Source organism: Flavobacterium sp. FlaQc-30 (assembly GCF_044005885.1).
Taxonomy (GTDB): domain Bacteria; phylum Bacteroidota; class Bacteroidia; order Flavobacteriales; family Flavobacteriaceae; genus Flavobacterium.
Genome location: NZ_JBIPCO010000002.1, coordinates 549,184 through 566,532, shown reverse-complemented (window position 1 = coordinate 566,532; position 17,349 = coordinate 549,184). Strand labels below are relative to the sequence as shown.

The window sequence follows — 17,349 nt, the reverse complement described above, 5'->3', positions numbered from 1 at the left end:
TTTATATTTTTTTAGTAATAATTATGTAATGGCTTATAAGCTTACACTTTGTGCGTCTCTAATGTTAATCTTATCTCCATCTCGAAGTGATTGAGTTCCTTCATGTACAATAAGATCGTTCTTTTTTAATCCTTTTTTCAAAATGTAAACATCATCAAGAGTGCTTCCGATAACAATATTGGTCATTTTTACAATTCCTCCTTTATCAACTACAAACACGAATTGCTTGTCTTGGATAGAGAAAACTGCTTTTTGCGGAATTAAAACAACATTTGTTCTTGGCTCTGAAATAATCAATTTTCCAGATGTTCCGTGTTTGATAAAACCTTGCGGATTATGAAATTTGGCTTTGTATTGAATAGAACCTGTTTGTCTGTCTATTTCTCCATCGGCTGTTTTTAATTCTCCAGTTTGACCGTAAACCATGCCATTTGGCAATACTAATTTGATATCGCCTTTGGTATTAAGACTTTTATCTGCCATCATTTGAAAATAAATATTTTCGGGTATCGAGAAATAGGCATATACATCGTCTAGTTGTGAAACTGTAGTCAACAAAGAGCCGTTTTCTACCAAACTTCCTTCTTTAAATGGTATACGATCTACAGTTCCGTCAAAAGGTGCTGTTATGGTTGTAAAACTAATTTGCTGTTTTATCGCTTTTCTTTCTGCCGAGGCATGAGCAACTTTAGCGTTTGCTGCATCGTGCTTTGCTTTTGACAATTCTAATTCTTTGTCAGCAATTACTTTTTTATTAAAAAGAGTTTGAGCTTGCTCTAGTTCAACTGTTGCAATTCGAAGATCTGCTAATGTGCTTTTGTAAACAGCTTCGGCTTTTAAAAGTTGTATTTGAAGTTCTACGTCACTGATCTTAAAAAGAATTTGTCCTTTTTTTACTCTTTGTCCTTCGCTTACATATACTTTATCTAGTAATCCAGGTATACGAACATGAATTTCGACATTATTTTTAGCATGTACATCAGCAACAAATCGATTTGAAACGATGGTATCTTTTACAGTTACCTTATATACAGGCAGTGTTTTTATATTTGCGGATTTTTTTTCGGCTTTATCTCCGCAAGAAGCTAGAAATAAAACAGAGAATGCGTACAAAAGGAATTGTTTTTTACTAATGCTCATAATTGTTTTTTAAAAATTACATAAATATACTGGCTCCCTATATTGATTTATAGGGAGTGGTAAATGGGTTAAATACTGAAAATAGAGAGTTTATCGTATACTGCTTATTGTTTTGAGCAGTACCGTTTTAGGGCATATTTTTATAGCGCAAATACCTTTATAAAACAAATACAAGGCAGTATTGCAGAAAGTTGTTTCTGTATATAAAAATAAAAGGGAATTGGGAAATCTAGAAAAGCTGGTACAAGTGAAGATGTGTATGACGCTGAATTTGATATATGTTTGCTATACCATAAATTAAGCTGTCTTCAAAGACCTTAAAATGTACTAATTTGGTAAAATATAAACTTTTTAAAATACTGCTGTCTGAAGAGACTGCACGAGATTTCATCTTCTTTTTGACTATAAAATGTATATCCAGATCTTTGGATATAATTAGTGCTGAAGGTAAAACCTCTGGTATTTCTGATGTTGAAAGGAAATCCTGACCATGACAAACTGAAAATTCAGAAGGGTGCTTAAAGTACTCTGCACTGCTTGTAAAAGTGAGCAGAAAGAGTAAAATAATACTTATGAACTTAATTTGTTTCATGAACGCAAAGCGAAGGATTACATATTTGTTGTTTGAAAAGAGTATACTTTTCTTGATGGTGGGCCAAATATAGTAATTTGAAAAGTAACCAATTCTTAAATTTTTCCAAAAAAAGCAAAATACCTAAGTCAAACACGGTTTTTTAATGAATAAGCCTCTAATTGTATATTGTATTTACAAATCGTTAACTTTTCATTTACATTTTTAACTACATACTTATTGAAAAAGATGGAATTAGACCTTTTGATGTAATCGTTTTTTTTACAGACTCTAAAAATTAGTCTTAAAAATGCTCCAGAGGAGCAAAATATTTATAGCCAGAGTTTTTGAAAAAGATTTAAAGCTCCGGCGGAGCGAAATATTTAGGGCCTATAAAATGCCGCCCCGCTGGGGCTTTATAAAAAGGAGAGTAAATTAAACTATAACTATTTTGCTCCTCTGGAGCATTACAGCCACAATAAAATTCAATGTAATGGGCTAGAAATTAACTAAGACAAATCTTTATATTTCGCCTGTCATCATAATATTTTCTTTCACGCCTTTATTTTTGAGCATTCTAAAGTGTGATCGAACTGCATGATAAAACGGATAGGAAGTATAAGGAAGATCATACTCCTCAGCATAACGCATAATTATTGGGGTTATATAAGGATAATAAGTATGTCCGACACCCGGAAAAAGATGATGGGCAACATGATGTGTAAACCCTCCGTATAAAAAATTCGCCAATTTACTGTTGGTGCTGAAATCTTTAGTAACAATCATTTGATGCATGGCCCAAGTTGCTGATAAATTTCCATCTTCATCGGTTTCTGGAAAATGTGCATCTTCATCAACATGTGTTGACACAAGTGCGACAACTCCCAACATACTGCCACACAAATGCATCGAAAACCAGCCTGCTAAAACTATATACCAAGGCTGCTTTAATACGATCATAGGAATAAAAAGCAGATAAAATAAGTTAAGGGCTTTTGCTAAAAACAGCTTGTATATTTCTTTTTGCGGAATGTTCTCTACCACTTTTTTTACATAATTATTTCTCTTTCCAAAAAAGTCTTTGAAATCCCTAATATAAATCCAATTTAAGCTGTACAACGGATAAATAAACCACATATAAATATGCTGATATTTATGATAATTAAACAATGGGCTGTTTGGAAAAATCCTTATAATGTCACTTTGTTTAATATCTATATCCCAATCGGGAACATTTGGATATGCATGATGAAGATTGATATGACGTCTTGTCCAAAGCCAATGATTGCCTCCAAAAAGCTCCAGCACATACATAAACCATTCATTATGTTTTGATTTTTTGAATAAGGCACCATGCGCGGCGTCATGAAAAGCATTTATAAAAAGTACGATCATAGTTATACCGCACAAAATATAGAAAAAGAATAATAAAGGGGTACTGTTTCCAAACAGTAAAATACAAGTGTAAGAGGAAAAGAAAAGTACCAAAAGTCCTAACGACTTAATAATGTTGAATAGGTACAATGATGAATTTTGTAATACCGTTTCGTTCACTTCTGTGCGCAACTTCTTAAAAAAATCATCAGTACCGGCTTTAAGATACACCGGGCGTTTTAATTTTTCCATAATGGTCTTGGCTAGAAATTCTTACATCAAATTTAATAAAAAAAAAGTTAAAACACACGAAAACAAAGCATTACAAAAATCAAAAAAGACTATCTTTTTAATTCGAAAACAAAAAAGCCGTTCAATAGAACGGCTTTGAATCTTCAGATTTTATATTTTACGCTCTAACTCTTTTCATTAAAGCTTCAATTCCAGCTTGAGAAATTTCAGGATTTGCTCCCGGTGCTTCGGCAACTAGAGCGCCAACTGCACAGGCAAAATCAATCGCTTTTTGAGGTTCTTTACCAGTGAGTAACGACGTAATTAAGGCTGCTAAAAATGAATCTCCTGCTCCTACTGTATCCGCTACTTTTACAGGATAACCATTGTTTTCATACAATTGTCCTTCCCACATTAATAAAGCACCGTCTTTACCTCTAGTTACACACATGGCTTTTATTTTTGTTTTCTCGGCAACAAACTGCATATTTTCCTCTAAGCTGGAAAAAGGAGAATTCATTACGGAAGTAATTTCTAATAATTCTTCATCATTAAATTTTATAAAATCAGCCGAATTCATTAGATGTTCTATAATTTCATATGTATAATGAGGTTTTCTTAAATTCACATCAAAAACTTTGTAAACGCTTGATTTCAATAGCTCGTCAAGTGAGTTTCTTGATACTTCATCACGACAAACTAAACTGCCGTATATTAAAACATCTGCATTAGCGGCTAATTCTTTGGCTGAATCATTCAATACAATTTTATCCCAAGCTGATGGGTATTTTATTTCATAACTTGCCGATCCTTGCTCGTTTAATGCTACGTTTACTAATCCTGTTGCAAATTCCTCAGATTTAAAAATAGCCGCAGTTTCAAGTCCTAAACTTTTTACGTAATCAATAATTGTTTCTCCATCTGCGTCTTTTCCTACACAACTAATCATTGCCGATTCGCATCCTAACGTTTTCATTCGCATTGCGACATTAAGAGGTGCACCGCCAATTTTTCTTTCATTGACAAAAACATCCCAAAGCACTTCGCCATAAGCTACTGCCTTAAGTTTTTTTATATTACTCATTCTAAATTTGTTTACTATTATTGTTATTCAAGTGGTATAATGTAAAATACTGAAACAGGTTGTATTTTTCCTTTCAGCAATTAAGTTCTATTTTATTCTGATAAAAATAGATTACCCTAAAAATACAATATTTTGTGCTGATTTAAATTCTAAATCTTAAAAATAAAATTTCATCACTAAAAACCTGAATTATTTATTTAATTCCAAAACCCACATTTTCATCGCAGGTATCGATGTTTTTTTCAGGGATGAAAACTTTTCATCTGTCACAACGTTTTTAGCTGAATTGAATCCTTCTGTTCTCTCCATATATTTCTGAAAATCGACTTCTTTAGCGTCATTACTCGTATTCATAACGCACATAATCGTTTGCTTTTCATCATATCTAAAATAAACATACAAGCCATCAACTGGAACATAATGCATTAATTTTCCAGTGGTTAATGCCGAAGATGTTTTTCTAAAATTGGCTAGTTTTCGAACCAAATCCTGAGTCGATTTTTCGTCATCTGTTAAGCCTTTTCCTGTAAAAGCATTTTTTGCATCAGTACTCCATCCACCCGGAAAATCACTGCGTACCAAGCCGTCTGGCGCTTTAAATCCTTTAACCAAAACCTCTGAACCGTAATACAATTGCGGAATTCCACGGCAGGTTAACAGCCATTGAAAACCCATTTTTTGTTTCTCTACATTCTCACCGACAACCGAGAAAAAACGAGGCTCGTCATGATTATCTAAAAGCAATACTTTTTGCATTGGGTTTTTACTCAAAAAATCACTGCTTAAAGTATAATATAATTTATTTACACCATCTGTCCAGCCAAATGGCTGTGTAAGCGCAGGAATAATTCCGTAATACAAACTCTGAAAATCAACAACTGATGGCAGATTACTTTTAAAAGGCGTTTCTATATTATTTTGTTCAAAATAAGCTTGATTCGCAACGCCATGAACCATGATTTCTCCAAAAATAGACATCTTAGGAAATTCATTTAGAATGGCTTGATTACATCTATTTGCAAAATTCAAATCATTGTACGTGTACGTATCTAAACGAACACCGTCAATTCCAAAAGTTTCAATATGCCAAATACAGTTTTGAATTAAAAAGTTTGCCATGTATGGATTATCCTGATTAATATCCGGCATAATTTTATCAAACCAGCCATTGCTCATTTTTTTCTGATCTGATTTTGCTCCGTATGGATCAAACAACGGCTGTTCTCTATAAATTGTCTGCGTATACTCTGGCCAGCGGTGCACCCAGTCATTTTCCGGCTGATCTTGTTCTAAAAAATGATACAGTCCAAAATGATTGTAAACAGCATCAAATATTAGTTTCATGCCGCGTTTGTGCAGCTGACTGCTTAATTCTTTGTATGCTTTATCGCCTCCATAGCGAGTATCAATTTTATAATGATCTGTAATCGAATAACCATGTTCTGTGCGGTTCATCATATCATTTTCCATCACAGGTGTAAACCATAAAGCAGTTATGCCTAAACCCTGCAGATAATCTAAATTATTGATTACACCTTGCAAATCGCCTCCATGACGATCGTACATTTGATTTCGGTCTAACGATTGATCTCTCATTCCTTTTACCCGATCATTTGACGGATCGCCGTTACTAAAACGATCTACCATTATCAAATCTATAAAATCTGAAGAATTTACACCTTGCGCATATTCGGTGCCATTTCCTGATCTTCGAGCATTAAGCTGCCAGTTAATTTTCTGTTTTTTTCCGTTTTTAACAACTTCAATAAAAACAGTTCCTGCAACCGCTTCTGGTAAAATTGTAATATCTACAGCTAGATATTTTTTGTTTGAAAACTGATGAGTTTTCAGAACCTTAATCCCTGAATAATTTATACTTACATCAGCTGATGAAAAGGCTTCATCTGTACTTCGAATAAGTAATTGTATCGAATTTGTTTTCATTCCTGTCCACCAATTGGTAGGATAAACGTCAATATTTTTGGCATTAACAATACATGTGAAGCACATTAAAACCAAGTAAAAAAAGAATGTTTTTTTCATCTCAAGCTATTTTTAGATTAATATTACTGCCGAAAGGTATTTTTCTTCAGTATTCTAAAAAAGCAACTTATTCAAACAACATTGTTTACGTTGCAAACGACAATTTAGGTTTCAAACAAAAGCACTATTTTTACATGTATCAGAAAAACAAATAAGTAAAATGAAGATAATGGCATATGATCTTGAAAATAGATCGCTCATAATTAGATTGTATACCTTATACTGGCTGGGTTATATTTTACTTTTTAGTTTAATTCAGGGTTTGCCTGCCAATGATTTTATTACAGCATTGCGCAACGAATGGTATAGTATTTTACCTAAGATTCTATTTGTCACTATTGTTGTTGAGTTTTTAATGCCTCGTTTATTATTCAAGAAAAAAACGATAACTTTTATTACTGCTTACGTTATTCTAATTCTGCTTTTTGCTTTTTTACAACGTTTAATAGACAATTTTATAATCCTGCGTTATTATCTAACATTCTGGAAAATTGAACCTCTTTTATCGGCACCTGTCTTTTTGTATAATGTGAGTAAACTTCAATTTGTAGTTACAATACCAATAGCTTTTAAACTATTTTATTATTTAGCCGAAGAAAAAAATAAAGTACAAACCGTTTTATCAGAAAAACTGCAAGCCGAACTTTCCTCTCTTCGAAATCAGTTTCATCCGCATTTTTTGTTTAATGTTCTAAATAGTTTGTATTCTAAAATTCTCAGCAAATCTGATGATTCTGCTGAAATCGTTTTAAAAATATCCGATATCCTGCGATTTTCTATTTATGATGTTAACAACAAAAACATCTCGTTAGAAAATGAAATAGATTACCTCAAAAATTATATTTCGCTGCAGCAATTGCGTTTTGAGAATCAACTTCAATTGAGTTTTAGTGTTTATGGCTCTGTAGAAAACCATTCGATAGAACCTTTTTTGATATTGCCGTTTATTGAAAACAGTTATAAATATTGTTTAGACGAAAACAATCAAGGCTGGATAACCATTTCTATTACTATAAGTGATGAATGGTTAGTTGTTAAAATTGAGAACAGCCTTTCTGAAAACCCTGCTCTGTATCCTGAAAATGTAAACAGCGGCATAGGAATTTCGAATGTAAAAAGAAGACTAGAACTCTTGTATCCAGACACACACGTTTTGACCATAAAAAATGAGACCGTAAACTTTTTTGTTTCTTTAAAAATAAAAATAAAAGATGGCAGCAATTAACTGTATTATTATTGAAGATGAATTACCTGCATCCATTTTGCTGGAACTTCATATTGCCAAATTTGATTTTTTAGATCTAAAGGGCAAATTTACTAGTGTATCAAATGCCCAAAATGCAATAAAGTCAAACAAAATAGATCTTATTTTTTTAGATATAAATCTGCCTGGGAAATCTGGAATCGAATTTGCCAAAAGTCTGCCCTCAGAAACAGCAGTAATTTTTACAACGGCTTATACAGAATACGCCGTTGAAGGTTTTGAAATTGAAGCTGTAGACTATATTCTAAAACCAATCTCATTAGAACGCTTTACAAAAGCCATAAGCAAATACTCGAAAATAAGAGAATCAAACGAGATCGTTTTACATTCTAAAAGTCAAGAAACAGATCGTGCATTTATCTTTGTAAAATGCGAAAGAAAAATGGTTAAACTTTTTCTTGATGAAATATATTATTTTGAATCTCAAGGAAATTATTTACTGATTTATACGCTGTCAGACTGCTACAAAACTTACCAGTCTATAACCGAAATGGAAGATAAATTGCCTGAAGGTTTGTTTTTGAGAATTCATCGCTCTTTTCTTGCTGCGATAAAAAAAATATCCGGCTATAATGCAAATCATATCAATATTCAAAATAAACAATTACCAATTGGACGTTTTTATAATTCTGCCGTTTCTAGTTTACTAAACTCTTTAATTCAAAAATAAAAGCCAATATATTTTTGTTCACAATTCTACTTCGACTGCTTCCTTTAGTAATGATTTGCAAAAAGCAATGTCTATTGCTTAAACGAACATTTTCATTTCTAAAATTTTAGTTTTTTCATTCCGATTGTTTAGCTAAATAACACGAGTAATCAACTATCAAATAGTTAATTAAAGCCCTTATTTCATTTTTTTTCATTCATTAAGCGCCTATTTATGCGCTATTGTAATTTATTTTTAAAAAAAACGTCCTTTTGGAGGTAACAAATAATATAGCACTGCATCAAAAGGTAAACTTTAAAATTTAACGTTATGAAAACTAAATCAATTTTAATTATCGCATTTATGCTTCTTGTTTCAAAATCTGTTTTTTCTCAAACCGCTTTTAAGGTAGATGTAAAAGGAAAAGGAGCGCCTGTTTTATTATTTCCTGGTTATGGCTGCACAGGAGAAGTTTGGAATGAAACGGTAGCCGAACTTTCTAAAAATTACGAATGTCACATTTTTACTTTTGCAGGATTTGGTACTGTTCCTCCAATCGAAAGTCCGTGGCTTTCTACAATAAAAGACCAAATTATTTCTTATGTAAAAACTAAAAAATTAAAAAAAGCGACCTTAATTGGTCATAGTTTGGGCGGTACTTTGAGTTTATGGTTAGCTGCTGAAGAACCTACTTTATTCAAAAAATTAATTATAGTTGATGCCTTACCTTCAAGTGCTGCTTTAATGATTCCTAATTACAAAGGAGAAACAATTCCGTACGATAATCCGCAAAGCAAAATGATGCTGGCTATGGATCAAAAAACATTCAGCGCAATGAATTCACAATCGACTTCTTATATGTGTTTGAACAAAGAAAAGCAAAAAACGATCAACGAATGGATGAATGCTGTCGATAGAAAAACCTATGTTTATGGTTATATCGAAATGCTTAATTTAGACTTGCGTAAAGAAATTGCCAAAATTAAAATTCCAGTAGTAATTTTAGCTGCAACAAATCCAGATCTTAATACCGTGCAAAACACATATAAAGCGCAGTATGAAAATCTGCCAGCCGTTAAAATTTATTACGCAGCAAACTCGGCTCATTTTGTAATGTATGATCAACCTGAGTGGTTTATAGAAAAAGTAAAACTAGAAATACAATAAGGTGGCTGAAAAAGAACAATTTAACGATATATACAACAAACATTACAATAAAGTGTTTCGTTTGTGCAAAGGTTATTTTTGTGGAGATATTTCATTGGCTTCAGATGCTGCCCAAGAAATTTTCATTAAGGTATGGGAAAAATTAGACACATTCCGAAATGAATCCAGCATAAGCACTTGGATTTACAGAATTACTGTAAACACGTGCCTTCTTTATTTACGAAAATCATCTTCTAAAAAAGAAATCAGAACAGACATTCTGCCTCAGATCGTTACAGAAAACTATTCAAACGAAAAAGACGAACAGCTTCAACAAATGTATCAATGCATACAAAAGCTTGAAGAAACAAATAAAATGATCATTCTGATGACTTTAGACGGAATAGAATATCCCGAAATATCTGAAGTAATAGGAATAACCGAAGAAACACTTCGCGTTAGAATCCATCGAATCAAGAAAAGTTTAACTCAATGTGTACAAAATGAAAACATTTGAAGAATTACAAAATATTTGGGATCAGCAATCAGAATCCAATATAAAGCCAGCAGCCGAAGATATTATTAAAAAAGCTGAGGCTCACACTAAAAAAATTAAACGCAATCATTTTTGGACTAGAATAATTTTGAGTCTGACCGCAATAATATTGATCTATTATTATGTTTGGGTTGGTGCTTACAAACAAACACTATTCAATTTTGGATTGTGCATAATGATCACAATGCTCCTATTTCGTGTAGTCTTAGAATGGATTAGTGTAAAAAAATTGGAAAACTTAAAAACGGACACGACCTTAATTGAATACAGTAAACTGGCTTCTCAATTTTACCAATGGAGAAAAAAAATCCACTACATCTGCACACCAATAATCTATCTGACTTATGTAGCTGGTTTTACATTCCTTTTACCTGTTTTTAAAGAAAATTTATCTAGAGGTTTTTATCTTTATATCGTGATAAGCGGATTTGGTTTTTTATTGATTTTCGGATTATTTATGGTAAGAATAATAAAAAGAGAAATACAGCTTTTAGATTTCTTAAAAAGCATTTCTTAAAAACTACTATTCTAAATTCACATGAATTCAAGTATTTAAAGAAACTTGCACTATTTATCACTCTACAAATTTTACATTCAACAAAAGAAACAATTTCATGTTTTGATAAATATATATAACAAAAGCCACTCAATTTGAGTGGCTTTTGTTATGAATTTAGAAAGAGTATTTTCACTCCAATTATTCATTTCTGCTTTTTGATTTAGGATAAAATCTGAATAATCGGATTAAAGGCTTTTGAAGCCACAAGCACTTTTTGTCCTATTTTATAATTTACAATTTCATCTTCTGTTGCAACGACTTTTATAATGTTATTTCCTGACGACACTTGTACAACATAAATAATATCACTTTTTACAATGCTGATTATTTCTCCCGTTATTTGAAATTTACTGCTTATTTTCTTTTCAGCGAATACCTGATTCGGCGTTCCTTGCTTGGTAATTTTACCTTTGTCGATAACGACTACTTTATCCGAAAGTTTAAAAATTTCGGCTGCCGAATGGCTTATCATCAAAGTAGTTAATTTATATTTTTGATGAATTTTTAAAATATAATCCTGAAGCTTAAATCGCATTTCGTCATCTAAGGCCGAAAGCGGCTCGTCTAACAATAAAATCTCAGGTTTACGCACAATCGCTCTTGCCAAAGCTACACGCTGTTTTTGCCCTCCTGATAAATTTTGCGGTTTACTATTTTGCAAAGACTGCAATTCCATAAGTTCGATTAATTCAGTAACAATTTCGTTTGAATCGTTTTTAGATAACGCAAACTCCAAATTTTCTTTAACCGTCAGATTCGGAAATAAAGCAAAATCCTGAAAAACGAATCCTATAGAACGTTTTTGAACTGGAAGATGAAACTTTTTTTGAGAATCATCCCAAACTTCGTCCCCTACTTTTATACATACTTTTTCTGCCTCAGTAAGTCCTGCTAATATTCTAAGAATAGTGGTTTTACCAGCTCCAGAATTACCATAAATAGCAATAAATTGACCCTTTTCAAAAGTCAAAGAAACATCCAACGGCAGTTCGCCGTCAGCGGTTTGAAGCATTTTATAAGCATTAAACTGTATCATTAATAAAGTGTCGTTTTTCTGGATTTATTATTAATTAAATGAACAGTTAGCAAAATAAGAAAAGAGAACACAAACAAAATCCCTGCATAAACATTGGCGTTATAATAATTCATCGATTCTACTTCTTCGTAAATCGCAATAGAAACTACTTTGGTTTCTTCAGGAATACTTCCACCAACCATTAAAACTACACCAAACTCCCCTATTGTATGTGCAAAAGTCATAATAATTCCAGTAAGTAACGATGTTTGTATATTGGGAAGTAAAATTTTTGCAACCGTTACAAACCTTGATTTTCCAAGCGTAAAAGAAGCTTCTTGAAGTGCAGGCGGCAAATTTTTTAATCCAGACAAAATAGGATTTACCATAAAAGGTAAACTATATAAAACCGAAGCTAAAATTAAACCTTGAAAAGTAAACACCAATCGAAGATCAAAATAATCAGATAAAAATTTTCCAAAGGCATTTTCTGGACTAAAACCAATTAAAAGATAAAAACCTAATACCGAAGGCGGTAAAACCAAAGGCAGACTTATCAAGGCTTCAATAACCGCTTTGAAGCGAAATCTACTGTAAGACAACCAATAACAAAGAGGAATTGCCACAAAAAAAAGTATTATTGTGGTAATCAAAGCCAATTTTGCCGTAAGCCATATGGGTTCTAAATTAATCATGTGCAGACAAGCTTACTTCGTTTGTTTTTATTAAAGCCAATACCGTATCATTTTCCTTTAAATCTAATTCTTCACAAGCATTTCTTGTTATAATAGATTTTATAACCTCCTGCTCATAAACCAAATTAATCTGGCTCAAAATCACTCCTTTTTGAATAGATTCAATACGGCATAACAGTTTATTCTGAGTACTGATATTTGGATTTAAATCTTTAGAAATCACTACTTCAGTTTCTTTAAAAATAATTTTAACAGGATTCTCAATTTTTAAGTAATCAGAAGTTTCTGGTGTATCGAGAACAATTGTCGAAAAAGTAACGTCATTTGATTGTACTCTCACAAGCGAAATACCTTCATGAGATTGAATTTGCGATATGATTCCGTTTAGTATATTCATTGTGCTTTTGTATCATATCCATAATACTTTAAAATAGCAATTGCTTTTTTTGAAGATATGAAATTATAAAACTTGACCGCACCAGCCTTTCCTTTTGCATTTTTCAAAATTACGCAGCCCTGCTCGAGCGGTGTATGACTCTTTTGCGGAATAATATAGTACTTTCCTCCTTCTTTTTTCATGTTTGGAGTCAGCACAAGAGATAAAGCAGTTATTCCAATATCGGCATTTCCAGTCGTGATAAATTGAGTAGCTTGGGTAATATTTTCACCAAAAACCAGTTTGCTTTTTACTTTGTCATAAATTTTATAAAATTTTAAGCTTTCAACTGCTTTTTCTCCATAGGGTGCAGTTGCAGGATTTCCGATGGCTATTTTGCGAATATCTCTGTTTAGAAGACTGTTTATTTTACTTTTATTCGGATCTGTTTTTTTGCTCCAAATCACCAATTTTCCAGTTGCATACATTTTAATTTTAGAGCCGGTCAATTTTTTCTCTTCCAATTTTTTAGGATAATCCATATCTGCCGAGAAAAATAAATCAAACGGAGCACTATTGGAAATCTGCTCAAAGAACTTTCCTGAAGCGCCATAGGTAATCTGTGTATTTATTCCTGGATTTTGAATTTTAAAAACAGTATTTATGGAGTCCAGAGCAATTTTTAAATTGGCTGCCGCTACAATTGTAATTTTTTCCTGCCCTTGTACAGTTCCAAATGTCAATAATAAAAATGCCGTTACAATAAACAAATGTCTTTTTCTAGCTTTCATCCCTGTCTGTTCTGTTAGTATTGTAAAAGTAAGTATTCTAAGGCAGAGTAGAAAAACCTTATTTGTTTTAAAAGTAAAATTATCAATCCAAATAATTGAAATCTTCTTATAATTCTCAATAATCTTCTTTTCTCCGTTAGAAATGTAGAATATTCTCTTTTCAGACTAACTAATACATATGCTAAATTAATTGCTAACCCACAGGTTTTAGTGTTGATCCTTTAAAAGAACAATTTTCAGGTTTTGAAAAATGCTGCAAAACAAAAAAGCCACTCAAATTGAGTGGCTTTTGTTGTGATCCCAGAAGGATTCGAACCTTCGACCTACGCATTAGAAGTGCGTTGCTCTATCCAGCTGAGCTATGGAACCATTTTTTTTTAAAACTTAATGGTAAAGTTTTGTCGGGGTGGCAGGATTCGAACCTGCGGCCTCCTGCTCCCAAAGCAGGCGCGATAACCGGGCTACGCTACACCCCGAAGGCAAAATTTAAGCGGAGAGACAGGGACTCGAACCCTGGCGACGGTTACCCGTCGACAGATTAGCAATCTGCTCCATTACCGCTCTGGCACCTCTCCAAGCTCAAGAAACGTGTTCTGTTTTGCGGTTGCAAATGTAAGACAACATTCCATATCTCACAACTATTTTTGCGATTTTTTTAAAGTTTTTTTAATCTTTTTTCTAAAACACTTCACAATCAAACGAATAGAATTAACAAAAATTTCATCTTAAATTTAAAATCCAATCGAATTCACGCAAAATTTGAATTTATTCAAATAAACAGTAAATTTGCTAGATAACTAATATTAACAGAAAATGAACAAAAGAGTTGTGATTGTTTCTGCCGTTAGAACACCTATCGGAAGTTTCATGGGTGGGTTATCTACCGTACCCGCACCAAAATTAGGCGCTGCCGCTATTAAAGGAGCACTTTCAAAAATTAACCTAGACCCAAAATTAGTTGATGAAGTTTTCATGGGGAACGTAATCCAAGCTGGTGTTGGACAAGCTCCAGCTCGTCAAGCTGCCCTTTTTGCAGGATTATCAGAAGAAGTTGCTGCCACAACAGTTAACAAAGTCTGTGCTTCTGGAATGAAAGCAGTAATGTTTGGTGCCCAGGCTATCGCTTGCGGTGATGCCGAAATCGTAGTTGCTGGAGGAATGGAAAGCATGAGCTTGATTCCACATTACGTTCAAATGCGTGCTGGAAACAAATTTGGTCCTGCAACAATGCTGGACGGAATGCAAAAAGATGGTTTAACAGATGCTTACGATAACAACGCAATGGGAGTTTGCGCTGACTTATGTGCATCTGAATACAAAATCAGCCGTGAAGAACAAGATAACTTTGCTATTCAGTCTTATGAAAGAAGTGCAAAAGCTTGGGATGCAGGCAAATTTGATAATGAAGTTGTTCCCGTAGAAGTTCCACAAAGACGCGGCGAACCAATTATATTCTCTAAAGATGAAGAATACACTAATGTAAAATTAGATAAAATTCCATCTTTAAGCCCTGTTTTTACAAAAGACGGAACTGTAACTGCTGCAAACGCTTCAACTATAAACGATGGTGCCGCTGCTTTAGTTTTAATGTCTGAAGAAAAAGCAATTGCATTAGGTTTAAAACCTTTAGCTTATATAAAAGGCTATGCAGATGCAGCGCAAGAACCAAAATGGTTTACAACAAGTCCTGCAAAAGCATTACCAAAAGCTTTAGACAAAGCTGGAGTTTCAATTTCAGATGTTGATTATTTCGAATTCAACGAAGCCTTTTCTGTTGTTGGTTTAGCCAATGCAAAAATCTTAAATCTTGATAACGATAAAGTAAACGTAAACGGTGGCGCTGTTTCACTAGGACATCCGCTTGGCTGCTCTGGAGCACGTGTTATTGTAACTTTAATTAATGTTTTAGAACAAAACAATGCTAAAATCGGAGCTGCTGCAATTTGCAATGGCGGCGGCGGTGCATCAGCAATTGTTATCGAAAGAGCTTAAATAATAATACTTTAAATTAGGAGTTATTGACTACTTTTGACTCCTAATTTTTTTTAAACTTATAAATTACCCTAAATGTTCGGAATTTGCAATCTTGCCATAGTACCCGTTCGATCTGAGCCTAGCGACAGAAGTGAAATCGTTACACAACTTTTGTTTGGCGAACATATCGAAATTTTAGAACGCCAAAAGCAATGGGCGCGCATAAAAATTCAGTTCGATGATTATGAAGGCTGGGTAGATTCAAAACAATATCAGGTAATTTCTGAAGAAAACTACAATCAATTAAGCAAAGAAGCCATTATTCTAAACGCTGATTTAATTGATTATATCACTTCTCCAAACAATTTATTACTCCCAATTCCGCTTGGTGCTTCGTTAACGTTTTTAAACAATAACGAAATCAACACTTCCAATTTTGATTTTGAAGGAACAAAAACCAGCGGTATAAAACCCAAAAGCGCACTTATAAATACTGCTTTTATGTATCTAAACGCACCTTATTTATGGGGCGGAAAAACACCTTTTGGAGTAGATTGTTCTGGTTTTACACAAATGGTTTACAAACTAAACGGATACAAAATTCATCGCGACGCTTCTCAACAAGCACTAGAGGGCGAACCTCTCAGTTTTATTGAAGAAAGTGAACCTGGAGATTTAGCTTTTTTTGACAATGATGAAGGAAACATTACTCATGTGGGAATCATCATGGAAAACAACTATATCATTCACGCAAGTGGAAAAGTCCGCATCGATCGTTTAGATCATACCGGAATTTACAATCCCGAAATAAACAAGCACACTCATAAACTTAGAGTAATCAAAAAAATCATTTAAAAACACGAATTGCACTAATTATCAAAAATTAAAAATCCTTTTAATCAGTGTAATCGGTGGCAAAAAAATAGTATAAATTCGTGAAATCCGTGTTTATGCACTCAATCGAATCGTCTTTCTAAACTCTGACGGACTATTGCCCTTTTGTTTTTTAAAGAATTTATTAAAGTGACTTTCGTCCGTAAAGCCAAATTCATATGCAATTTCGTTAATGCGCTTATCACTGAATTGCAAACGATGTTCTATCAGTTTTGTTTTATAATTACTAATATATTGCTGCATCGTTTCATCGGCATGTTTCTTAAAATAACGTCCTAAATACGTATTCGAAATTCCGAAATAATCACTTATAGATTCTGCTTTTATTTTCTCAGGATAATAAATATTCGTTTGAATATATTGTAAAATATCCATTGCTTTAGCTTCAGTTCCCACATTCACCTGTTCCGGTAAATATTTCGCAATATTTCTGGCAACAATAATGATTAAAGTATTTACCAATTGTTGAATCAATTCCTGATTATAAACATCTTTGTCATTATGCTCTCTACAAATCGCTTCGATCATTACCTTAACCAAACACTTATCAGCATCATTCTTTAAAATACAACCCGGCTGATGATTTGCATTTTGCAAAATATATTCTAAACGCTGAATATTTTCATTTTGAAGACTCGAATTCTTCAAATAAATATCATTAAATCTCAAAAAGAAAAATTTCGTTTTCGTTTCAATAGTAAAATTATGACAGTCCTCAGGTGTCAATAAAAACATATGTCCAGCATCATATTCAAAGATATTTTTATTGATACACTGCCTTCCCGTTCCGCTCAAGATGTAAACCAATTCAAAGAAATTATGGCGATCCCCAACATCTGGATATTCATCCAATGTTTCAAACGAAACCGTAAACGGTTCATATAAATTTTCTTTTTTCATAATCTTAAAGAATCTATTGAAGTTGCAAATGTACCTAAAAAAGACAAAATTATACAATTTTACACTCATAAAAATGGTATAATTTTG

At 33.0% G+C, this 17,349-nt stretch carries 16 protein-coding genes and 3 tRNA genes; 7 read left to right on the top strand and 12 right to left on the bottom strand.

Annotation, left to right across the window (positions count from 1 at the left end):
* Positions 1-33: 33 nt before the first annotated feature.
* From ACHRV0_RS07670 to ACHRV0_RS07655, 4 genes are all read right to left on the bottom strand, one after another.
* Positions 34-1,140 carry an efflux RND transporter periplasmic adaptor subunit gene (locus ACHRV0_RS07670; RefSeq protein WP_089052784.1) on the bottom strand — a complete coding sequence of 369 codons (1,107 nt, stop codon included), beginning with the start codon at positions 1,138-1,140 and terminating at the stop codon, positions 34-36.
* A gap of 1,093 nt (positions 1,141-2,233) precedes the next feature.
* A complete protein-coding gene (locus ACHRV0_RS07665) occupies positions 2,234-3,337 on the bottom strand; it encodes a fatty acid desaturase family protein (protein WP_395440419.1) in 1,104 nt (367 codons plus the stop codon).
* A 157-nt stretch (positions 3,338-3,494) separates the two neighbouring features.
* Complete coding sequence (locus ACHRV0_RS07660) at positions 3,495-4,400, bottom strand: carbohydrate kinase (RefSeq protein ID WP_395440418.1); 906 nt, start codon at positions 4,398-4,400, stop codon at positions 3,495-3,497.
* Between the two features lie 189 nt (positions 4,401-4,589).
* Entirely contained in the window at positions 4,590-6,443 is a 1,854-nt protein-coding gene (locus tag ACHRV0_RS07655; RefSeq protein ID WP_395440417.1) for an alpha-amylase family glycosyl hydrolase, read from the bottom strand.
* Positions 6,444-6,603: 160 nt separating this feature from the next.
* Between ACHRV0_RS07655 and ACHRV0_RS07650 the strand changes: the two genes are divergently transcribed.
* The 5 genes from ACHRV0_RS07650 to ACHRV0_RS07630 all read left to right on the top strand — a co-directional run bounded on the left by ACHRV0_RS07650 (position 6,604) and on the right by ACHRV0_RS07630 (position 10,575).
* On the top strand, positions 6,604-7,668 hold the full coding sequence (locus ACHRV0_RS07650) for a sensor histidine kinase (protein ID WP_395440416.1): 1,065 nt from the start codon (positions 6,604-6,606) through the stop codon (positions 7,666-7,668).
* Entirely contained in the window at positions 7,655-8,377 is a 723-nt protein-coding gene (locus ACHRV0_RS07645) for a LytR/AlgR family response regulator transcription factor (RefSeq protein ID WP_395440415.1), read from the top strand. The genes ACHRV0_RS07650 and ACHRV0_RS07645 overlap by 14 nt, the downstream gene beginning before the upstream one ends.
* A 309-nt stretch (positions 8,378-8,686) precedes the next feature.
* Complete coding sequence (locus ACHRV0_RS07640) at positions 8,687-9,523, top strand: alpha/beta fold hydrolase (protein WP_395440414.1); 837 nt, start codon at positions 8,687-8,689, stop codon at positions 9,521-9,523.
* Position 9,524: 1 nt separating this feature from the next.
* Entirely contained in the window at positions 9,525-10,019 is a 495-nt protein-coding gene (locus ACHRV0_RS07635) for an RNA polymerase sigma factor (protein ID WP_129024661.1), read from the top strand.
* Complete coding sequence (locus ACHRV0_RS07630; RefSeq protein ID WP_129024662.1) at positions 10,006-10,575, top strand: hypothetical protein; 570 nt, start codon at positions 10,006-10,008, stop codon at positions 10,573-10,575. The genes ACHRV0_RS07635 and ACHRV0_RS07630 overlap by 14 nt, the downstream gene beginning before the upstream one ends.
* A 202-nt stretch (positions 10,576-10,777) precedes the next feature.
* Here ACHRV0_RS07630 and ACHRV0_RS07625 read toward each other — a convergent pair whose 3' ends face one another.
* From ACHRV0_RS07625 to ACHRV0_RS07595, 7 genes are all read right to left on the bottom strand, one after another.
* A complete protein-coding gene (locus tag ACHRV0_RS07625; protein WP_395440413.1) occupies positions 10,778-11,653 on the bottom strand; it encodes an ATP-binding cassette domain-containing protein in 876 nt (291 codons plus the stop codon).
* On the bottom strand, positions 11,653-12,327 hold the full coding sequence (modB, locus tag ACHRV0_RS07620) for a molybdate ABC transporter permease subunit (RefSeq protein WP_395440412.1): 675 nt from the start codon (positions 12,325-12,327) through the stop codon (positions 11,653-11,655). Before modB ends, ACHRV0_RS07625 begins: the two co-directional genes overlap by 1 nt.
* Complete coding sequence (locus ACHRV0_RS07615) at positions 12,320-12,724, bottom strand: molybdopterin-binding protein (protein WP_395440411.1); 405 nt, start codon at positions 12,722-12,724, stop codon at positions 12,320-12,322. Before ACHRV0_RS07615 ends, modB begins: the two co-directional genes overlap by 8 nt.
* Entirely contained in the window at positions 12,721-13,494 is a 774-nt protein-coding gene (gene modA / locus ACHRV0_RS07610; protein WP_395440410.1) for a molybdate ABC transporter substrate-binding protein, read from the bottom strand. The genes ACHRV0_RS07615 and modA overlap by 4 nt, the downstream gene beginning before the upstream one ends.
* A 295-nt stretch (positions 13,495-13,789) precedes the next feature.
* Positions 13,790-13,863 (bottom strand) — tRNA-Arg (locus ACHRV0_RS07605).
* Between the two features lie 32 nt (positions 13,864-13,895).
* A tRNA-Pro gene (locus tag ACHRV0_RS07600) sits at positions 13,896-13,970 on the bottom strand.
* 15 nt (positions 13,971-13,985) lie between these two features.
* Positions 13,986-14,069: transfer RNA gene (locus ACHRV0_RS07595), tRNA-Ser, on the bottom strand.
* Positions 14,070-14,307: 238 nt separating this feature from the next.
* Here ACHRV0_RS07595 and ACHRV0_RS07590 point away from each other — a divergent pair.
* Together ACHRV0_RS07590 and ACHRV0_RS07585 are read left to right on the top strand one after the other, a co-directional pair.
* Positions 14,308-15,486, top strand: a complete 1,179-nt coding sequence (locus ACHRV0_RS07590; protein WP_395440409.1) for an acetyl-CoA C-acyltransferase — start codon at positions 14,308-14,310, stop codon at positions 15,484-15,486.
* Positions 15,487-15,561: 75 nt separating this feature from the next.
* The gene (locus ACHRV0_RS07585) at positions 15,562-16,323 is read left to right on the top strand and encodes a C40 family peptidase (RefSeq protein WP_089052769.1); all 762 of its coding nucleotides are present in this window, start codon (positions 15,562-15,564) and stop codon (positions 16,321-16,323) included.
* Positions 16,324-16,416: 93 nt separating this feature from the next.
* Here ACHRV0_RS07585 and ACHRV0_RS07580 read toward each other — a convergent pair whose 3' ends face one another.
* On the bottom strand, positions 16,417-17,262 hold the full coding sequence (locus ACHRV0_RS07580) for an AraC family transcriptional regulator (protein ID WP_089052768.1): 846 nt from the start codon (positions 17,260-17,262) through the stop codon (positions 16,417-16,419).
* Positions 17,263-17,349: the final 87 nt, after the last annotated feature.

Coding starts and splice junctions, on each gene's coding strand:
- ACHRV0_RS07670 (WP_089052784.1), bottom strand. CDS start 1,140: ATGAGCATTAGTAAAAAACAATTCCTTTTGTACGCATTCTCTGTTTTA.
- ACHRV0_RS07665 (WP_395440419.1), bottom strand. CDS start 3,337: ATGGAAAAATTAAAACGCCCGGTGTATCTTAAAGCCGGTACTGATGAT.
- ACHRV0_RS07660 (WP_395440418.1), bottom strand. CDS start 4,400: ATGAGTAATATAAAAAAACTTAAGGCAGTAGCTTATGGCGAAGTGCTT.
- ACHRV0_RS07655 (WP_395440417.1), bottom strand. CDS start 6,443: ATGAAAAAAACATTCTTTTTTTACTTGGTTTTAATGTGCTTCACATGT.
- ACHRV0_RS07650 (WP_395440416.1), top strand. CDS start 6,604: ATGAAGATAATGGCATATGATCTTGAAAATAGATCGCTCATAATTAGA.
- ACHRV0_RS07645 (WP_395440415.1), top strand. CDS start 7,655: ATGGCAGCAATTAACTGTATTATTATTGAAGATGAATTACCTGCATCC.
- ACHRV0_RS07640 (WP_395440414.1), top strand. CDS start 8,687: ATGAAAACTAAATCAATTTTAATTATCGCATTTATGCTTCTTGTTTCA.
- ACHRV0_RS07630 (WP_129024662.1), top strand. CDS start 10,006: ATGAAAACATTTGAAGAATTACAAAATATTTGGGATCAGCAATCAGAA.
- ACHRV0_RS07625 (WP_395440413.1), bottom strand. CDS start 11,653: ATGATACAGTTTAATGCTTATAAAATGCTTCAAACCGCTGACGGCGAA.
- modB (WP_395440412.1), bottom strand. CDS start 12,327: ATGATTAATTTAGAACCCATATGGCTTACGGCAAAATTGGCTTTGATT.
- ACHRV0_RS07615 (WP_395440411.1), bottom strand. CDS start 12,724: ATGAATATACTAAACGGAATCATATCGCAAATTCAATCTCATGAAGGT.
- modA (WP_395440410.1), bottom strand. CDS start 13,494: ATGAAAGCTAGAAAAAGACATTTGTTTATTGTAACGGCATTTTTATTA.
- ACHRV0_RS07590 (WP_395440409.1), top strand. CDS start 14,308: ATGAACAAAAGAGTTGTGATTGTTTCTGCCGTTAGAACACCTATCGGA.
- ACHRV0_RS07585 (WP_089052769.1), top strand. CDS start 15,562: ATGTTCGGAATTTGCAATCTTGCCATAGTACCCGTTCGATCTGAGCCT.
- ACHRV0_RS07580 (WP_089052768.1), bottom strand. CDS start 17,262: ATGAAAAAAGAAAATTTATATGAACCGTTTACGGTTTCGTTTGAAACA.